General features: G+C 70.5%; 7 protein-coding genes. 4 read left to right on the plus strand and 3 right to left on the minus strand.

What is annotated here, in order from left to right:
• Positions 1-331: 331 nt before the first annotated feature.
• From ASE90_RS04335 to ASE90_RS04345, 3 genes are all read right to left on the minus strand, one after another.
• On the minus strand, positions 332-1,345 hold the full coding sequence (locus ASE90_RS04335) for a serine hydrolase domain-containing protein (protein WP_055996377.1): 1,014 nt from the start codon (positions 1,343-1,345) through the stop codon (positions 332-334).
• Positions 1,342-2,835: a hypothetical protein gene (locus ASE90_RS04340; protein WP_055996380.1), complete on the minus strand. Its 1,494-nt coding sequence runs from the start codon at positions 2,833-2,835 to the stop codon at positions 1,342-1,344. The genes ASE90_RS04335 and ASE90_RS04340 overlap by 4 nt, the downstream gene beginning before the upstream one ends.
• Before the next feature lie 80 nt (positions 2,836-2,915).
• Positions 2,916-5,399, minus strand: a complete 2,484-nt coding sequence (locus ASE90_RS04345) for a CRISPR-associated helicase/endonuclease Cas3 (RefSeq protein WP_055996383.1) — start codon at positions 5,397-5,399, stop codon at positions 2,916-2,918.
• Positions 5,400-5,559: 160 nt separating this feature from the next.
• Between ASE90_RS04345 and drmD the strand changes: the two genes are divergently transcribed.
• Genes drmD through drmB form a run of 4 tightly spaced genes read left to right on the plus strand, consistent with a single transcriptional unit; the run spans position 5,560 to position 17,832 of the window.
• Positions 5,560-8,700 carry a DISARM system SNF2-like helicase DrmD gene (gene drmD / locus ASE90_RS04350; RefSeq protein ID WP_055996386.1) on the plus strand — a complete coding sequence of 1,047 codons (3,141 nt, stop codon included), beginning with the start codon at positions 5,560-5,562 and terminating at the stop codon, positions 8,698-8,700.
• Positions 8,697-12,530 carry an Eco57I restriction-modification methylase domain-containing protein gene (locus ASE90_RS04355; protein WP_156361404.1) on the plus strand — a complete coding sequence of 1,278 codons (3,834 nt, stop codon included), beginning with the start codon at positions 8,697-8,699 and terminating at the stop codon, positions 12,528-12,530. The genes drmD and ASE90_RS04355 overlap by 4 nt, the downstream gene beginning before the upstream one ends.
• On the plus strand, positions 12,527-15,976 hold the full coding sequence (gene drmA, locus ASE90_RS04360) for a DISARM system helicase DrmA (protein ID WP_055996391.1): 3,450 nt from the start codon (positions 12,527-12,529) through the stop codon (positions 15,974-15,976). The genes ASE90_RS04355 and drmA overlap by 4 nt, the downstream gene beginning before the upstream one ends.
• Positions 15,973-17,832 (plus strand): DUF1998 domain-containing protein, encoded by a 1,860-nt coding sequence (drmB, locus tag ASE90_RS04365; protein ID WP_055996394.1) that lies wholly within the window; start codon positions 15,973-15,975, stop codon positions 17,830-17,832. Before drmA ends, drmB begins: the two co-directional genes overlap by 4 nt.
• Positions 17,833-18,154 lie beyond the last annotated feature (322 nt).

The following is an 18,154-nucleotide window of genomic DNA, read 5'->3' on the forward strand; positions in this document are numbered from 1 at the left end:
TACCCCCGCGCAGGCGGGGGTCCAGGGTTCCAGGCACAAGCCGATGTTTTGCTTGGCTCTGGCCCCCCGCCTGCGCGGGGGTACGGCGCATTTTTGGCCAGGCTTGCGACGTTTGCAAAAGCTCGATCAACCCCGGGGTGACGATCAGGCAAACCTGTCACGCTTTCCTACACCACCCCGCCCCGCTACCACCGCAAGGCTCTTTCCCATCGCCATCCCCGCCCTTCCGCGCCCCAACCCAAAACGTCACACCAAAACGCGGCAAGTGTGACCTTTGTGACCTTTGAAACGCGCGAGATCTCCCAACCACCTGATTCCAAACGCAAAAAAACTATATACCGCCCGCCGCATCGAACTCCGCCACCACCGCATCCCCGGTCGCCGGCCGCAACGCAAAAATCCCGCTGTCGAAATGCCGCGTCGGATGCACCCGGTTGGTCAGCAGCGTCCATGCCAGCCCGCGCTCGAAATCGATCCACAGCCCGGTCCCGGTAAAGCCGGTATGGCCGATCGTGTCCGCCGAACACGCTTGCCCGCCCGACCATCCGGGAAAGCGGATTTCCCAGCCCGCCGTCCGATGCCCTTCGACCGGCGTCCGAATCGCATCGAGCATCGCCGCCGACGCCCCGCTGCCGTCGAGCAGCCCGAGCGCGAAATCGAGCACGCCATCGACCGTCCCGAACAGCCCGGCATGACCGGTCCGCCCGCCCATCGACGAGCAATTCTCGTCATGCACCTCGCCGACCAGCACCCGCCCGCGCCACTGACAATGCTCGGTCGCGACCGCCGGTCCGGGCGGCGGACCCCAGCTAAGGCCCGACCCGAGCGGCAGCGCGTCCAGCCCGGCACCGATGATCCGTTCGATGGCCAGCCCCAACAGGATGAAGTTGATGTCCGAATAGACCGGCGGTCCCTGCCGCCACGCCCGCTGCAACACGAACGCGCGCAGCCGGGCGGGATCGTCGCCATAGGTATAGATCGGCTCGACCGCCGGCAGGAAGGTGCGATGGACCAGACAGTCGCGGAACGTCAGCCGCCGCTCGGCGGCGCCCGCCACGTCATATTGCCGCAGGTCGGGGATCGCATCGGTCAGCGGCCGGTCGAGGTCGATCCGGCCGTCTTCCGCCAGTTGCAGCACGAAACGGGTGGTCGCGATGACCTTGCTGACCGAGGCTAGGTCGAACCAGTGGTCGCGGGTCAGCGGCTCGACCGTCGGCACGCGCTGCGCCAGCCCGGCGAAGCGCACCGTGCGCCTGCCATCGGCGGTGACGATGCCGAGCGTCGCGCCCGGTATCCGCCCGTCGGCGACATGGGCGGCGGCGAGGGCAAAGGCGCGGTCGATCATGCGTCGTCCTTCCTCGCACGGATGCGGGTCAGCGCCGGCAGGATCGGGATCGCCGCCAGGCTGAGCGCACCCGACAGCAGGAAGAACCCGTCATAGCCGATGACCCCGACCATCGATCCCCCTGCCCCGGCCAGCATCCGCGGCAACAGGAACGCAAAGCCGGTCAGGAACGCATATTGCGCCCCCGGATAGCGCGGGTTCACCAGCAGCGAGAGATAGACGACGAACACCGCCCCCGCAAAGCCGTTGCCGAACTGGTCGAGGCCCGTGGCGACATACAGCATCGCCTCGCTCACTTGCTGGTGCGCCAGCCAGACGAAGCCGAAATTGCCGATCGCGGCCACCACCGCCCCGACCGCCAGCGCCCATGCCATCGGCCGCCGCGTCACCATCCAGCCGCCCAAGCCCACCCCGACCATGCTCGCCACCAGCGCGACCACGCCATCGGCGCGCCCGATCTGGCTGAGCGAATAGCCCAGTTCCTTGATCATCGGTTTGGACAGGTTCAGCGCCAGCACGTCGCCCATCCGATACAGCGACACGAACGCCATCAGCACGATCGCCGCCGTCCGATACCGCCAGAAGAAATCGACATACGGCCCGATCGCGGTCGAGGTCCGCGCCCGGTGCGTGGCCGGCAGCGTCCGGATCCACGGCACCGCCGCCGCCATGGCAAGGAACGGCACCATGCACAGCCCCAGCACCCATGGCGTCACGTTGCTCGTGGCATCGATCCCGATCGATGCCGCCGTCTGCAACAGGGCATAGCCGACCGTCGCCGTCACCGCCGCGACCACGCCCAGAATCACCGCCCCGCCCAGCACCCCGGTCGCCAGCGCCACCATCCGCCCGCCACCCCGCGCCGCATCGGGCCGCATCGCCACCAGCATCGGAAACGGCAGGAACGCCGCCACCGCGATCGCCAGATAGGCCAGCGCCCAGCCGCCATGGTCGGCCAGCAACAGCGCCCCGCTGCCCGCCGCGACCATCGCGCTGCGATATCCCCACAGGTTCGCGGCGACGATCGGCCCCTGCTGGTCCTGCGTCGGGAACAGCTCGATCCGCCACGCGTCCGCCGCCACCTCCAGCGTCGTGGTCCAGAAGGCGAGCAGCACCGCGAACAACGCGGTCAGCGGCAGCGACGCATCGTCCGACGTCCACGCCATCGCCGCCATCGCGGTGACGATGCCCAGCTGCGCCAGCATGATCCACCCGCGCCGTTTGCCCCAGAAGCGCGCGAACCCCGGCACGTCATAGCGGTCGAGCAGTGGCGCCCACACGAACTTCAGCGTCGGCAGCAACTGCACCCATGCAAAGAAGCCCAGCACGGTCAGCGCCACGCCATGCGCCTGCAACCGCAGCACCAGCACCGTCGAGAACATGTAGAAGGGCAGCCCGGCGGCAAAGCCGAGCAGCCCGTACACCAGCATCGCCCGCCGTCCCGGCAGCGTCGGAAGGGAGGGGACCGCGGCGGCGGCGGATGCGGTCATGGCGGCTCCGGTCGTGACAAAGCGCGAACCTCCGACGATCGCGCCGACACGTCAACCGGGCCATGACCGGCGCTGTCGCCTCACCGGTGTCGCAGCCCCCATTGGTCGTAGCGCAACAGGCGGTCGCCGAGCCGGAAGTCGCCACCGCCGTCATGCTCGACCGTCGTCGCATTGCCCGCCATCCAGTGCGGCACCCGGATGCGGTGGATCGACTTGCCGAACGGCCCGGGCAGCGGCGGGTCGAGGTCGATCAACAGGTCGCGCCCGCCCAGCCGGGTCACCGCCTTCTCCGCATCGCGCCAGTCGAGTTCGCTGAAACGCTGCGACAGGTCGAGCGCGACCTGCGCGGCGGTCTGTCCATCGGCCGACACCCCGCCCGATCGCATGGCGGCATGGTTCTGCCACGCCGCGCCCTGATCGCGCACCACCTCGGCCAACGCGTCGGGATGCAGCGCGCCTTCGACCAGCCGGCGGTTGTCGCGCGGGATGACGATGTCGGGCGTCGCCTCGATCCGCCGCAGCGTCGCTTCGAGCTGGACAAGGTTGGGATAGACATGCCCGCCAAGGCCATGAAACCCGCCCTTGCGCGTCAGCAACGGCGTCAGATCGCGCTCGGCCGGCCGCAGCACGATCGTGCGCGCCTCGGCAAAGGCACCGCGCTCGCGCACGTGCCGGTGCAGCCGTCCGATCCGCTGGAGCAGCACGTCGATCGGGGCCAGATCGGTGATGAGCAGATCGGCATCGATGTCGAGCGACTGTTCGAGCGTCTGCGTGCCGACCAGCACCCGCCCGCCCGCACCGCGCGTCTTGCCGAACGCGCTCTCCACCGCCGCGTCGAGCAGCCGCCGGTCGTCGGGCGCGAACCGGCCATGGTGCAGCGTCGCGACGTCGCCGACCCGGAACGCCAGTTCGGGCGCGCGTGCCGCCACCGCCTGCGCCACAGCGGCCGCGCCGCCGACGCTGTTGCGCACCACCAGCACCGCCGCGCCGGCGCGGGCCGCCGCCACCGCGCGTTCGGCGATGGCGACCGGATCGTCGATCTCGCCCGCCGTCTCGATCCGAACCTGCTTCTCGTGCCCCGCCCCGGCCACGGCGCGGACGGCATCACGACCGGACAGCGCCGGATAGGGGACCGCCACCGCCTGATCGTGCGACATCATCGGCTGCCGCAGCAGCTGCGCCCGCGCCCGCGCGCCGAGCGTCGCCGACAGCAGCAGCGCATGACCGCCCACCGCGACATGATGGGTCAGCAACCGGTCGAGCAGCCCGGCCATGTAGGCGTCCGACGCATGGACCTCATCGACGACCAGCAGGCTGCGCGCGAGCATCCCCGCACGGAACAGCGCGTGGCGCACCGGCAACGTCGCGAGCAATGCCTGATCGATCGTCCCCACCGCCACCCGCGCGGCGAGGAACCGGTTGGCCCGTTCCGCCGCCCAACGCGCGTCGGGCTTGCCGCCCGCTTCGCCATCGTCCCAGCGCACGGCATAATCCGGCAGCGCCTGCCCGGTGGCGTCGCCCGACTGCAGATAGCCCGGCACGGCGAGCACCGCTTCCGGCGCATCGGCTCCCCATACCGATTTCAGCATGGCGTCGACGCGCCGGTGCAACTGCACCGCCGCCGACCGCGTCGGCAGCGCGAAGAACAGGCCGTCGACCCGCCCCCGCCGCCGCAGTTCGATCCAGCGCCACAGCGCCGCCTCGGTCTTGCCCGACCCGGTCTCCGCCTCGATCAGCGCGACGGGGCCGAGGTCGTCGGCGGCGGCCTGCGCCTGAAAGGCGAAGGGGGCCTTGCCGAACGCCGCCTTGAAATCGCCGGGCGGCGTGGCCGACGGCACCAGTCCGCGCGCCTGCGCCGCTGCCGCCGCGGCCACCTCCCGCACCGCAATCCGGTCGGTGCCGTACGGTCCCTCGATCGGAAAGCGGTCGCTGTCGGACCCGAGCCAGTCGGCCAGCGTCACCAGCCCGGCAAACAGCGCGACGAAGCGCGGTGCCTGCGGCAGCGGCTCGCCTGCCGCCCATGCCAGCGGCCAGCGCGCGCAGACGGCCGCGATGACCGGCAGCACATCGGCGGCAGGATCGTGACCATGCTCGGGCATCCAGCATCCGGCGAACTTCATCCAGACACCGGTATCGGGCGGAAAGGCAAACGCATCGACCGGCCTGCCATGATGCGCCATCACCGCCGCGAAATGCTCGGCCGCACCCCATGCGTCGAGCATCGCTCCGATCGCCCGCGCCGCCTCCCCCGCCCGTAACTTCGAATGGTTCAGCAGCGCCGCGACCGGGCCGGTATGGCCGATCTTCTGGTTCGCCTTCGGGTCGATCCGCGCCTGAAATCCGCGATTGGCCTTGCCCAGATCGTGCAACGCCGCGAGTGCGATAAGCCGCGCACTGTCCTGCCCCGTCAGTGGCCGCCCCGCCGCCGCTTCGAGTGGCCGGGTCCAGCCCGGCAACAGCGCCGCCATCGCGGCACCGACGTCGAGAATATGGTCGACCAGCGGCAGGATCGCGGTCACCCGGCCATCGGCGTCCCTTGCCAGCTTCGCCCACACCTCACCCATGCCCGCTCCTTTGACCTCCCCATCCTGCACCGTTTCCCGCCAGCGATGCGACCCCGAATGATCCGAAACGGATAGAAGCCGCCAGCAAAGCGGATGCAACTTTCGTTGGCAGCGCGCCCGCCAGCCCGCAGTCTTGGCGGCAGGAAAGGGGGCGCTCCGCATGGCCGACACGCAATCCACCGGCCGCGCCCATGCGCGCGCCGGACCGCCGGGGGTCGGCCAGTTCGTGTCGCTACGCGGGCGGCTGTGGATGGTCGAAGCCGAACCCGACGGGCCGCTCGACGGTCATCTGCTCGCCTGTATCGACGACGATGCCAGCGGCGAGGAAGCGCGCATCCTGTGGAGCGCCGAGGTCGATGCACGCCTGCACGACGAAGAGGCGTGGGACGCGCTGACCCGTGGCGGCGGCGATGCGGCGAGCTTCTCGGCCTATCTGCGCACGGTCCGCTGGCGCACCGCGACCGCCGCGGAGCGCGACCTGTTCCAGGCCCCGTTCCGCGCCGGCATCCGCCTCGATCCCTATCAGTTGCTGCCGCTGCGCAAGGCGCTGCGCCTGCCGCGCGTGAACCTGCTGATCGCCGACGATGTCGGCCTCGGCAAGACGGTCGAGGCCGGGCTGGTGCTGCGCGAGATGCTGTTGCGGCGGCGGGTCGATTATACGGTGGTGTTGGCTCCGGCGGCGATGACGCTGCAATGGCGCGAGGAGTTGCAGACCAAGTTCGGGCTGGCGTTCGAGATCGTCGATGCCGCGCATCTGGAGGCGCTGCGGCGGCGGCGCGGCTACGGTGCCAACCCGTGGGCGGCGGGGTCGCGGTTCATCCTGTCGCACCGGTTGCTGGGGGAGGAAGCCTATGTCGCCGGGCTGCGCGACCTGCTCGGCGGGTTTCGCGCGCGCTCGCTGCTGATCCTCGACGAAGCGCATCATGCGGCATCGGCGGGCGGCGGACGCTATGCGATCGAGAGCCAGTTCACCCGGTCGCTGCGCGACCTGGCCGACCGTTTCGAACACCGGCTGTTCCTGTCGGCGACGCCGCATAACGGCCATCCCAACAGTTTCGCGACGCTGCTCGAACTGCTCGATCCGCAGCGTTTCACCCGCGGGGTGCCGGTGCGGCCCGCCGATCTCGAACCAGTGATGGTGCGCCGGCTGAAAAGCGATCTGCGCGCGCTGGGGGAGGCGTTTCCGCAGCGGGTGGTCGAACCGGTCGGCTTGCACGACCTGCCCGCCGATGCGCCCGAACTGGTGCTGGCGGCGATGCTGGCCGAGTATCGCGCCCTGCGTGAGGCACGGATCGCGACGCTGCCCGGCGCACAGGCGGCGCGGGCGCGGCTGGGTTTCGTCGGGTTGCAGCAGCGGTTGCTGTCGTCGATCCCGGCCTTTGCGCGCACGTTGCGGGTGCGTCTGGACGGGCTCGACCGGGCAATAGTCGAGGCGGTCGACGCCCCCGAACGTGCCGAGGACGAAGCCGCCGCACTCGACCTGCTGGCCGAGCGCGAGGCGGCGATCGCGGTGGAGGCCGGTCCGCTTGCCGCCGAACGCGACCATGCGCTGGCGATGCTGGCCATCGCCGACGCCGCGCGCGGCGGACCCGATGCGCGGGTGCGGTGGATCGTCGACTGGGCGCGGTCGCACCTGCTCGACGACGACGGGCGGTGGCGCGACCGGCGGCTGATCCTGTTCACCGAATATGAGGATACGCGCCGCTGGTTGCAGCGGCAATTGTCGGTACTGCTCGACCCGACCGATGCGCTCGAGGCGCGGCGGATCGACAGCTTTACCGGCGTCACCTCGACCGAACGGCGTGAGGCGGTGAAGCGTGCCTTCAACGATCCCGACGATCCGCTGCGCATCCTGATCTGCACCGACGCCGCGCGCGAGGGCATCAACCTGCAGACGCAGTGCCACGACCTGATCCATGTCGACCTGCCATGGAACCCGTCGCGGCTGGAACAGCGCAACGGGCGGATCGACCGCAAGCTGCAACCAAGCGCCACCGTCACCTGCCGCTATTTCGTCTATGCACAGCGGCCCGAGGACGTTGTGCTCGACGCACTGGTGCGCAAGACCGAATTGATCCGGCGGCAGCTGGGATCGGCCGGACAGGTACTGGGCGACCGGATCGCCGACCGGCTGGCGGGCGGCGGCATCGATCGCGCGGCGGCGGCGACGCTGGCCGGACGCATTCGCGATGCCGAGGCCGACGACCGCGTGCGCGCGGCGGTGCGTGATCTGGACGACGGGGCCGATGCACGGCTGGCACGGCTGCGGCGCGAACAGGCGGACCTTGCCGCCGCACTGGACAAGGCGCGCGAGCGGGTCGGCATCGATCCGGACGAATTGCAGTCGGTGGTCGGGCTGGCGCTGGCACGGTCGGGCGGCGGCTGGCACCGGCCGGCGGCGATCGGCACGACGCCGGTGTTCGCGCTCGACGAGGGCCGGATGGTGCAGGATGCCAGCTGGGCACCCCTGCTCGACGAATTGCGCGTTCGCCCGCTCCGGCCCGGCGAACGCCCCGGCGACTGGCGCGCCGATGCCGCGGTCCGGCGGGTGAGCTTCGCGCCGGCGATCCTGCCCGACGGCCGCGATGCCGGCGACGTTGTACAACTGCATCTCGAACACCGCCTCGTCCGCCGCCTGCTCAGCCAGTTCCTGTCGGCGGGGTTCCGGCAGGGGCTGGAGCGCGCCTGTGTGATCCGCTCGCCGGCCGCATCGGCACGCCGCGTGATCCTGATCGGCCGGCTGGCGCTCTACGGGGAAAAGGCGGCGCGACTGCACGAGGAAGTGCTGAGCGTCGCCGCCGAGTGGCGCAAGGATGGCCCGTTGCGGATACTGGCCGAGGGGCGCGAGGCGGAGGGACGGGTCCTTGACGACCTGATCGCCGCGCTGAAGACCGCCGAGGATGCCGACCCCGCCATCGCGACCCACGCGACCGCACGGTCGGCCCGCGACATCGCCGGGCTGCGTCCGGCACTGCTGGCGCGGGCGGCGGCGCGTCGCGAGCGGGTCGCCACCGAACTCGCCCGGCGCGCGGCGGCGGAAGCGCGCGGGCTGGAAACGCTGCTCGACGCGCGGCTCGCCCGCATCGGACGCGAACGCGGCACCGACGACGCGCAGTTGACGTTGCTGCTCGACCCGGCCGAGGCGCGACAGCGCGCCGCCGACCGCCGCTCCTGGGAACGCGCCACCGCCCGGCTCGCCGAGGAACGCGTGCGCGAGCCCGAACGACTGCGCGGTGCCGCGACGATCCATGCCACCCGCGTCGAACCGATCGGTCTCGTCTATCTCTGGCCCGCCGCATGAGCCGGGCCGATGCCCATGGGCTGCACGACTGGATCGGCTATCTCCAGCCGGTCGGGCTGGTCGTCGCCCCCGCCGCGCTTGCCCGGATCGGGGCATGGCCGGCACCGCAGCACGCCCGCGATTCCACGGCGGTCGCTGCGGCGCTGGCGGACGCCGATCCGTGGCGCTTGTTCCACGACATCCTCGGCTGGCCCGCCGACCGGGTGGCCGGTGCCCCCGGCGGACCGGCGATCCCCGACACGCTGCGTATCGCCTTTCCCGAACAGGACACGCTGCTCGAACCGCATGGCGTCGTGCTGACCGCCGACGGCGCGCCGCAATTGCTGGTGCGGATCGAGGACGTGATCCTCGACCGGCGCGCCACGCTCGACGGATGGGAAGCGACCGCGCAGCAACGCTTCGAACGGCTGCTGCGCGAAACCGGCATCCTCGCCGGGGTCCTGATCGGCCTGCGCGAGACCGGGCGGCACGATGCACCCGCCGAACGCGTCCTGCGGCTGGTGGTCGCGCCGCGCGGCGAGGTGTCGGGGCATATGAGCTGGCCGCTCGACGCGCTGGGGAGCGTCGGCGGGCGGGCGATGCTCGCCGGGCTGAAACTGTTGCTCGACGCCCATGCGCTGTTCACCGGACCGCCCTCGCACCGCCTGCCCGCGCTCCTCGCCGAAAGCCGCGCCGCACAGGCCGATGTGTCGGCGCGGCTCGCCGGGCAGGTGCTGGCCAGCCTGCACGAACTGCTGCGCGGTCTCGACGCCGCCGCGCCCGAGCGGGTCCGCGCGCTGGCCGGCGACCGCCCGCAACATCTCTACGAAGCGATGCTGACGGTGCTGCTGCGGCTGATCTTCATCCTCTATGCCGAGGATCGCGCGCTGATGCCGTCGGCCCCCGGCGGCGCGGCGGCGGCACTGTATGAACAGGGCTATGCGCTGGGCGCGCTGCACCTGCGACTGCGCGAGGGTGCCGCGCTCTATCCCGACACGATCGACGACCGGCGCGGTGCGTGGGGGCAGCTGATCGCGCTGTTCCGGCTGGTCGATCGCGGCCATCTGTCGGGATTCATGCAAGCGCGCGGCGGCAAGCTGTTCAGCGAGGCGGCCTTTCCCTTCCTGCTCGGCCGCAACGCGCCGGGCGATCCGGAAACGGTGCTGCCGGTCGGCGACGGCTGTGTGCTGCGCGTGCTCGACGGACTGCTGATGCTGGGCGGCGAGCGCGTCGCCTATCGCTCGCTCAGCGTCGAACAGATCGGATCGGTGTACGAAACGGTGATGGGCTTCACCGTCGAGCGCGCGGCCGGCACGGCGCTGGCGATCCGCGCGGGCAAGGGCAACCGCGTGCCGGTATGGGTCGATCTCGATGCACTGGCGGGCGTTTCCGGCAGCGAGCGCGAAAAGCGGCTGAAGACCATGACCGGACGCGGGAGTTTCGCGCCCCCCGTCGCCCGTGCGATCCGATCGACAGCAGACGCCGATGCCCTCGCCACCGCCCTTTCCCCCATCGTCGACCGCCGCGCCTGCCCGCGTGGGCAGCCGGTCGTGGCGGGAACGCCGATCCTGCAACCGACCGACGAACGCCGCCGCACCGGCAGCCATTACACCCCCGCCGCGCTGACGCGCCCGATCGTCGCCCACGCGCTCGCCCCCGCTTTCGCCCGGATCGGACCCGATGCCGGCCCGGCCGACATCCTCGACCTGAAGGTCTGCGATCCCGCCGCCGGATCGGGCGCGTTTCTGGTCGAGGCGTGCCGGCAACTGGGCGAACGGCTGGTCGCGGCATGGAGCCGCTGGCCGGCGCAGCGCCCGACGATCCCGACCGACGAGGACGAACTGCTCCACGCCAAGCGGCTGGTCGCGCAGCATTGCCTGCGCGGCGTCGATCGCAACCCGCTCGCGATCGATCTCGCCAAGCTGTCGCTATGGCTGGAAACGCTGGCGAGCGCGCATGAATTCACCTTTCTCGACGCAGTGCTGCGCGCTGGCGACAGTCTGGTCGGCCTGCCCAATCCCAAGATCGTCGCGGTGACATGGAACAAGGTGTCGGGGCAGCACAGCTTCGTCGAGGCGATCGTGCGCGACGGGATCGACGCCGCCGCCGAATTGCGCCGCCTGATGCGCAGCGAGGCTGAAATCGCGCCCTATGCCGCGCAGGAACGTCGCCACCTTGCCGCGACCATCGCGCTCGAGCGGGCGCAGCTGGTCGCCGATGCGGTCCTGTGGTCGTTCTTTACCGGGACCGGCGCACGCGACCGCGATGCGCGGCTGGCCGAGGTGCAGCAATGCGTGCTGTCCCCCGGTGCGGCCAGCTGGGCACAGCTCGTCGAATGGCAGGCGGCATTGCGCGCGCCACCGATCGGCATCACCAGCTTCCATTGGGAACTGGCGTTCGAGGATGTGTTCGCCCGCCCCGATCCGGGGTTCGACGCGATCATCGGCAATCCGCCCTTTGCCGGCAAGAACACCATCGCCGCCGGCCATGCCGCCGCCTATCCCGACTGGCTGAAGACGCTGCATGCCGGGGCGCATGGCAATGCCGACCTGTCGGCGCATTTCTTCCGCCGCGCGTTCGGACTGCTGCGCACCGGCGGCAGCTTCGGGCTGATCGCGACCAACACCATCCGGCAGGGCGATACGCGCGAGACCGGCCTGACCCGGATCCTGCACGACGGCGGCGTCATCTACCGCGCCGTCAGCCGCCATGTCTGGGAGGGTGAGGCGGCGGTGGTGGTCGCGCAGGTCTTCGTCCGGCGCGGCGGGCACGATGACGGTCCGCCGATGCTCGACGGACGACCGGTGCGGCGGATCTCGGCGTATCTGATGGAGGGTGATCTGGATGGGTCGCCAGCGTCGTTGCGCGCCAACGCGGGCAAGGTGTTCGAGGGCAGCAAGGTCTATGGCGCCGGCTTCCTGTTCCGCGACGACAAGCCGGCCAGCACCGACAACACGCTCGGGGCGATGGATCGATTGCTCCGGGCGCATCCGGACGCGCGGCAAGCCGTTCGGCCGTTCCTCGGCGGTGAAGAGGTCTATAACGACCCGTTGCACCTGCCCTTCCGATACGCGATCGACCTGACCGGCCTGTCGCTGGCACAGGCGACCGAACGCTACCCCGCCTTGGTCGCCTTGGTGCGGGACGTCGTGAAACCCTATCGCGACACGGTGTCGCGCCCGCGGACCCGCGATCACTGGTGGCTGTTCGAAGAGGCGAGGCCCGGCCTGTACGCAGCCATCCATCGGCTGCCGTTCGTACTGGTCACCAGTTGCGCCGCCACGCCGCACTGGGCGCTGGCACGCGTGCCGACGGGTGGTTTGTTCGGCAACACCCTCGCGGTCTTCGCCCTGCCCTCCTTCGCCTCGTTCGCAGTCCTGCAGTCGCGCGTTCACGAAGTCTGGACCCGGTTCTTCGCGTCGACGCTCGAAGACCGGCTGCGCTACACCCCGTCCGACTGCTTCGACACCTTTCCGCTGCCCCCGGACCACGCCGCCGACACCGCGCTCGAAGCAGTCGGGCAAGCCTGTCACGATCACCGCGCGGCGATGATGGTCGCGCGTGGCGAGGGGCTGACGCCGACCTACAACCGGTTCCACCGCGCCACCGACACCGCGCCCGACATCGCGACGCTGCGCGACCTGCACGCCGCGTTGGATCATGCGGTTCTCGCCGCCTATGGCTGGGACGATCTCGCCGCCGAAGCGGCACCGGTCCCGCTCGATACCAATCGCGAGGACGACCACCGATACCACGACCGACTGTTCTGGCCCGCGCCGTTTCGCGACGCGGTGCTGGGGCGACTGTTGCGACTGAACGAGGAACGCGCGGCGATGGAGCGACTGTTGTGAATGCCGACGGGGTGCGCGCCGAACTGGTCCGGCGGCTGCGACGCAATCTGATCGGCCCGTGCGAACGCGACGATGCCGATCTTGCCGCCGAACGGCTGCCGCCCGGCGAAAACCCGTCGCGCTGGTATCTGGCGGGATTCATCGCGCCGTCGGGCGAATTGACCGTGGAGCCGGAAATTCCCGCCGATGCCGAACCCGACGATATCGAGCGCTATCTGTTCGACGATGCCGGATTCGGCGCCGGCGGGGCGGCGGGCGATCATGACGAACCCGATCCGCCACCCACGCGTCGCCGCTACCTGCCGAGCAGTATCGGCCTGTCGACGATGGTCGATGCCGCTGTTCGCACGATCGATGTCACCGTCGACTGGGGCGATTATGTCCCCGAACCGCCGCTGCCGCCCGATATGCTCGACAGCGGCGGCGAACCGCATGGCCAGCCGATCGGCTGGCGGCGGGTGCCGCGCAGCCATGGCATCGCACTCCCCCTGCCATCGGTCGACCACGGCATCGCCCACCATCCCCTGCCCGGCACCGCCGCGACCGCCCGGCCCGGCGGCGCGCTGGAACTGGCGGTACGGGCGCGGCCGTTCGCGCTGGCACTGCCCGATGGCACGACGCGCGCGGTACAGGTCGTGACGGTGTTCCTGGTCAACAAACGGCTCGAACCGCCGTCGCGCTATCGCGACCTTGCCTATGCCTATCAGGTCCGCCTGACGCTCCGCTGCGAAGCGGGGTTCGTCGCGCAGCACGACCTGTCGCGGATCGCCCGCGACGATTGGGACGACCAGCTCGCCGACCTCCATTATCGCGACAGCGCCGCCTATGCCGCCGGGCTCGGCTGTGCGGCGGCACACTGCGTGGACGACGACGGCACGGTCCGCCAGGTCCACACGACCCATATGCCACTGGCCTCGGTGGAACGCACGGTCGCGGCCGGGGTCGATGCGGTGCCGTTCGGCATGGACCGGCTCGCCGAACTGGCCCGCGGCGACGGTGCGGCGTTGCAGACGGCGCTGCAACCGCTGCCTGCCGCCTATGCCGGCTGGACGGAGGGCCAGCACGCCGCCGCTGCCGCCACCGACATCGCCGGGGCACCGCAACGGGCCCGCACCGCCGCCGCGCTGATCGCCGCGCAACACGAAGCGCGCGGCCGGATCGCCGCCGGCATCGACCTGCTGGCGACCGATGCGCGCGTGCGACAGGCGTTCGAGATCGCCAACCGCGCCGTCGCCGACGCGACCCGCGCCCGTCGGCCGGGCGACGTTCGCCCGGCATGGCGCCCGTTCCAGCTCGCCTTCCTGCTGCTCAACCTGTCCGGCATGGCCGACCGCCGCCATGCCGACCGCGAGATCGCCGACCTGCTGTTCTTCCCGACCGGCGGCGGCAAGACCGAAGCGTATCTGGGCCTTGCCGCCTTCACCATCGCGCTGCGTCGCCTGTCGGGGGACGGGCTGCTCGGCGCGGGCGTATCGGTCGTCATGCGCTATACGCTGCGGCTGTTGACGCTCGACCAGCTGGGCCGGGCGGCGGGGCTGGTCTGCGCGCTCGAACTGCTGCGCACCGGGGCCGAGTACCGCGACGCCGGCGGCCGTCCGCTGCTCGGCGACTGGCCGATCGAGATCGGGTTGTGGGTCGGGTCCGACGCCAGCCCCAACCGGCTGGGGCGCAAGGGCGACAAGCGCGAGGGCACCGCCGTCCGCCGCGTCCGCGCCTATACCAGCGGCCGCGACAGCCGCGCGCCCGCCCCGATCAAGGCATGCCCGTGGTGTGGCACCGCCTTCACCCCGCAAAGCTTTCGCTGCGTGCCCCATGCCGATGCGCCGACCAATCTCGAACTGCGCTGCGTCGACCTCGCCTGCCCCTTTACCGGCGACCGGGCGTTGCCGGTGGTGACGGTCGACGAAGCGATCTATCGCCGCCTGCCCGCGTTCCTGATCGCGACCGTCGACAAATTCGCGGCGCTGCCATGGATCGGGGCGGCGGGGGCGTTTTTCGGCCATGTCGACCGTGCCGACGACAGCGGCTTTTACGGTGCGGCCGAACCCGGCCGGGGTCGCGCGCTGGACGGCGGCCATCGGCTCGACCCGCCCGACCTGATCGTGCAGGACGAACTGCACCTGATCTCCGGCCCGCTCGGCACCGTCGCTGGTCTGTACGAAGCCGCGATCGACCGCCTCGCCAGCCGTAGCGTCGACGGACAGCGGGTCCGGCCGAAGATCATCGCGTCGACCGCCACCGTCCGCCGCGCCGGCGACCAGATCCGCGCGCTGTTCGACCGCGGCGAAACGCGCATCTTTCCCCCGCCCGGCATCGACCGCCGCGACAGTTTCTTCGCGCGCACCTGTCGCGAAAGCGCGACCGATCCGGCGCGCTGGTATGTCGGCATCGCCGCCGCCGGGCGCGGGCCGAAGCTGGTGTTCCTGCAGGCGCTGGTGACCCTGCTCGGCGCGGCGCAGGGGTTGGCCGATGACGGCGGCGACGCCGATGCCTATCGCACGGCGCTGTGCTATTTCAATGCGCTGCGCGAACTGGGCGGCGCGCGTCGCATCGTCGAGGACGAGGTCGCGAACCGGCTTGCCGGCTATGGTACGCAGCGGCGACGGATCGAGCCGGTCGACCGGCCGTTCGGCGACCGGCTGCTGGGCGAACCGGTCGAACTGACGTCGCGCGTGTCGACCGATCAGGTCGCGGCGGCCAAACGGCGGCTGGAAACCGGCTTCGACGGGCCGGACCCGGTCGATGTGGCGCTGGCGACCAACATGATCTCGGTCGGCCTCGACATCGATCGGCTGGGACTGATGCTGGTGCAGGGCCAGCCCAAGACCGCGGCGGAATATATCCAGGCGACCAGCCGTGTCGGCCGCAATCCGGCGCGCCCCGGACTGGTCGTGGCGGTGTTGAACATCCACCGCCCGCGCGACCGCATGCATTTCGAACAATTCAGCCACTTCCACGACACCTTCTATCGCGCGGTCGAGGCGACCAGCGTCACGCCATGGTCGGCGCGTGCGCTCGACCGGTCGCTGGCGGCGGTGGTGGTGGCGATCGCCCGCCATCTCGATCCGGCGCTGACACCCTCCGACGCGGTCGCGGCGCTGGCGAGCGCACCCGCCACCCGTGCGGCGGTGGTCGCGCATCTGGTGGATCGCGCGCCCGCCGGAATCGATGGCGGCCGCGACCGGCTGGCGGCGACGATCAAGGGGCTGCTCGACGACTGGATCGCGATCGCCGGCGAGCAGACCGGCGCGGGCGGACGGTTCAGCTACGAGGATCGCCCGCAACGCCTGCTCCATCCTCCGCTCGACCCCGTGCTGGGCAACCTGTCGCCCGCGCACCGGCGGTTCCAGGCCGGATGGAGCATGCGCGACGTCGAACCGGCGGTGCTGGTCCGGCCGCGCGGACCGACCGGCGAACGGGTCAGCGGCGCAGGAGACATGGCATGACCGGCAAACCCGTGACGCTGCGCCAGTCGCAACTGGTGCTGGGCTTCGGTCCCGGCGCGATGATCGACCTGCCGACACGGTCGGTGGTCATCGGCGGCCTCGACCTGTGGCATATGCGCGAACGCGGCAGTTGGCGTCCGATCCACGAACCGCGCGCGGCGGCAGTGCTGGAGGCGCTGCTGCGCGGCAACGGGCGGCTGGCCGATGGCGTCCGCCTGAGCTTGCGCACCCCGCCGGCGCATGACGAAAATCGTACCGGACCCGGCGAACCGCCGGGCATCGAGGCGCGCATTTTCCCCGCATGGTTCGTCGCCCGCGATGCCGAGGACGCGGGCGACGTCCGTCGCCGCCGGCTGGTCCGCTGGCGCGACCTGAACCCGCGCGGCCGGGCCGAGTTGATCGACGATGACGGGCGCCGTCTGGCGGTGACGCCGATCCGCTTCGTCGCTGGCTGTCACAAGGGGCATTTGCAGGACATCGACTGGGCCTATGCCGTGCATGTCGACCTGCCCGGGCGCTGCGTCCAACCGCTCTGGCTGGAGGAGCGCGGGACGTCGGGCGATCCCGCCTCGACCCGGATCGTCTGCGGATGCGGTGCGGCGCTGTCGCTGCGCGATGCACAGGCCGATGGCCGGTTCGGCAAATGCCGGGGCCGCCGGCCGTGGCTACCGACCGACGACGTGGACTGTGGCGAAAATCTGCGCTTCCTGACCCGGACCGCGACCAACGCCTATTTCCCGCAGGTACTGACCGTCATCTCGCTGCCCGCCGGCGAGGACGAGCTGACCCGACTGGTCGAGGCGCATATGGACGCGATCGACTGGGTGACGACCGAAGCGGAGATCGCGATCGCCCGCCGCGCCAACCCGGCGTTGCGCGCGGCGCTGGCCGGATGGAGCGATGCCGACATCGTCGCCCGTGTCGCGCAACTGCGCAGCACCGGCCATCAGACCCTGGCCAAAGCCCCCAAGGTCGCCGAATTCGACCTGCTCGCCTCCGGCCTGCCCGCCATCGGCAGCGACACCCCCGACGCCCGGCTGTTCGCCCGCACCCTGACCCGCGCCGAATGGGACGGCGATCGGCCGCGCCTGTCACCGATCGCCACGGCGGTCGCGGTCCACCGGCTGCGCGAGGTCGCCTGCCTGTACGGCTTTACCCGGTTCGAAGCCGCGCCGACCGCGATCGACGGCGATCTGGAGGAACTCTACATCGCGGTCGAGGGCGCGGCGCTGGCCGTCGATCTCGAATGGCTGCCCGCCGTCGAGGAACTGGGCGAAGGCATCTTCCTGCGCTTCGATCCACAGGCGATCCGGTCGTGGCTGACGCGTCGGGCAGTGGCGGTGCGGGGGGAAGCGTTGCTGAGCGGATGGGACCGCTGGCGCAGCGGTCAGGCCTATGGCGACAAGCTGCGCTTTCCCGGCCTCGCTTATTACGCGATGCACGGCTTCAGCCACGCGCTGATGACCGAGATCGCCCTCGACTGCGGCTATCCCGCGACCGCGCTCAAGGAACGGCTATATGCGATCGTCGACGACGACGGCGAACGCTTCGGCCTGCTGCTCTACACCGCCTCGACCGGCACGCAGGGGACGCTGGGCGGCTTGGTGGCGGTGTTGCCGCGTCTGGGGGCAATCGCCGAACGCGCGCTCGACCGGCTGGCATTGTGCAGCGGCGATCCGATCTGTGCCGAACATGATCCCGACGCCCATGCCGACGAACGCGCGCTGAGCGGTGCGGCCTGCCATAGCTGCCTGCTGGTCGCCGAAACCAGTTGCGAGGCGCGCAACCTCTACCTCGACCGCGCGCTGACCGCGCCCACGGTGCTTACGGATGGGGCTGCATTATTTCATGAATGACGTTTTCAACGAAACTAGGTTTTCAACGAACATGCTACATTACGAGAAAGATCGCTCATCCGTAAGTGTTGCGTATGAACGCGAATCAGGCAAGTTAATGAACGTCATGCTTAGCCCTTTCCACCACTTGAGCTCCCGACGAACGAGGCGGGGCTATTTCCGTAGCCGCAGCCATGATCGGTTGCTGCAATGGTGGTCGAAACGCTTTGAAACTCCAGAGCAGTTTGGGTTGCAGGTGAGACCGGTACGGTGCCTCCGGCGATGGCGCTTAGCGACGAGTTCGGGAGGTCGGCCTGGACGCGCCCCTCGGACGACATCCGTT

This window comes from Sphingomonas sp. Leaf67, assembly GCF_001421965.1.
Taxonomy (GTDB): domain Bacteria; phylum Pseudomonadota; class Alphaproteobacteria; order Sphingomonadales; family Sphingomonadaceae; genus Sphingomonas.

Bases quoted from the DNA above. Each gene is read 5' to 3' on its own strand.
- ASE90_RS04335 (WP_055996377.1), bottom strand. From the start codon at position 1,345: ATGATCGACCGCGCCTTTGCCCTCGCCGCCGCCCATGTCGCCGACGGG.
- ASE90_RS04340 (WP_055996380.1), bottom strand. From the start codon at position 2,835: ATGACCGCATCCGCCGCCGCCGCGGTCCCCTCCCTTCCGACGCTGCCG.
- ASE90_RS04345 (WP_055996383.1), bottom strand. From the start codon at position 5,399: ATGGGTGAGGTGTGGGCGAAGCTGGCAAGGGACGCCGATGGCCGGGTG.
- drmD (WP_055996386.1), top strand. From the start codon at position 5,560: ATGGCCGACACGCAATCCACCGGCCGCGCCCATGCGCGCGCCGGACCG.
- ASE90_RS04355 (WP_156361404.1), top strand. From the start codon at position 8,697: ATGAGCCGGGCCGATGCCCATGGGCTGCACGACTGGATCGGCTATCTC.
- drmB (WP_055996394.1), top strand. From the start codon at position 15,973: ATGACCGGCAAACCCGTGACGCTGCGCCAGTCGCAACTGGTGCTGGGC.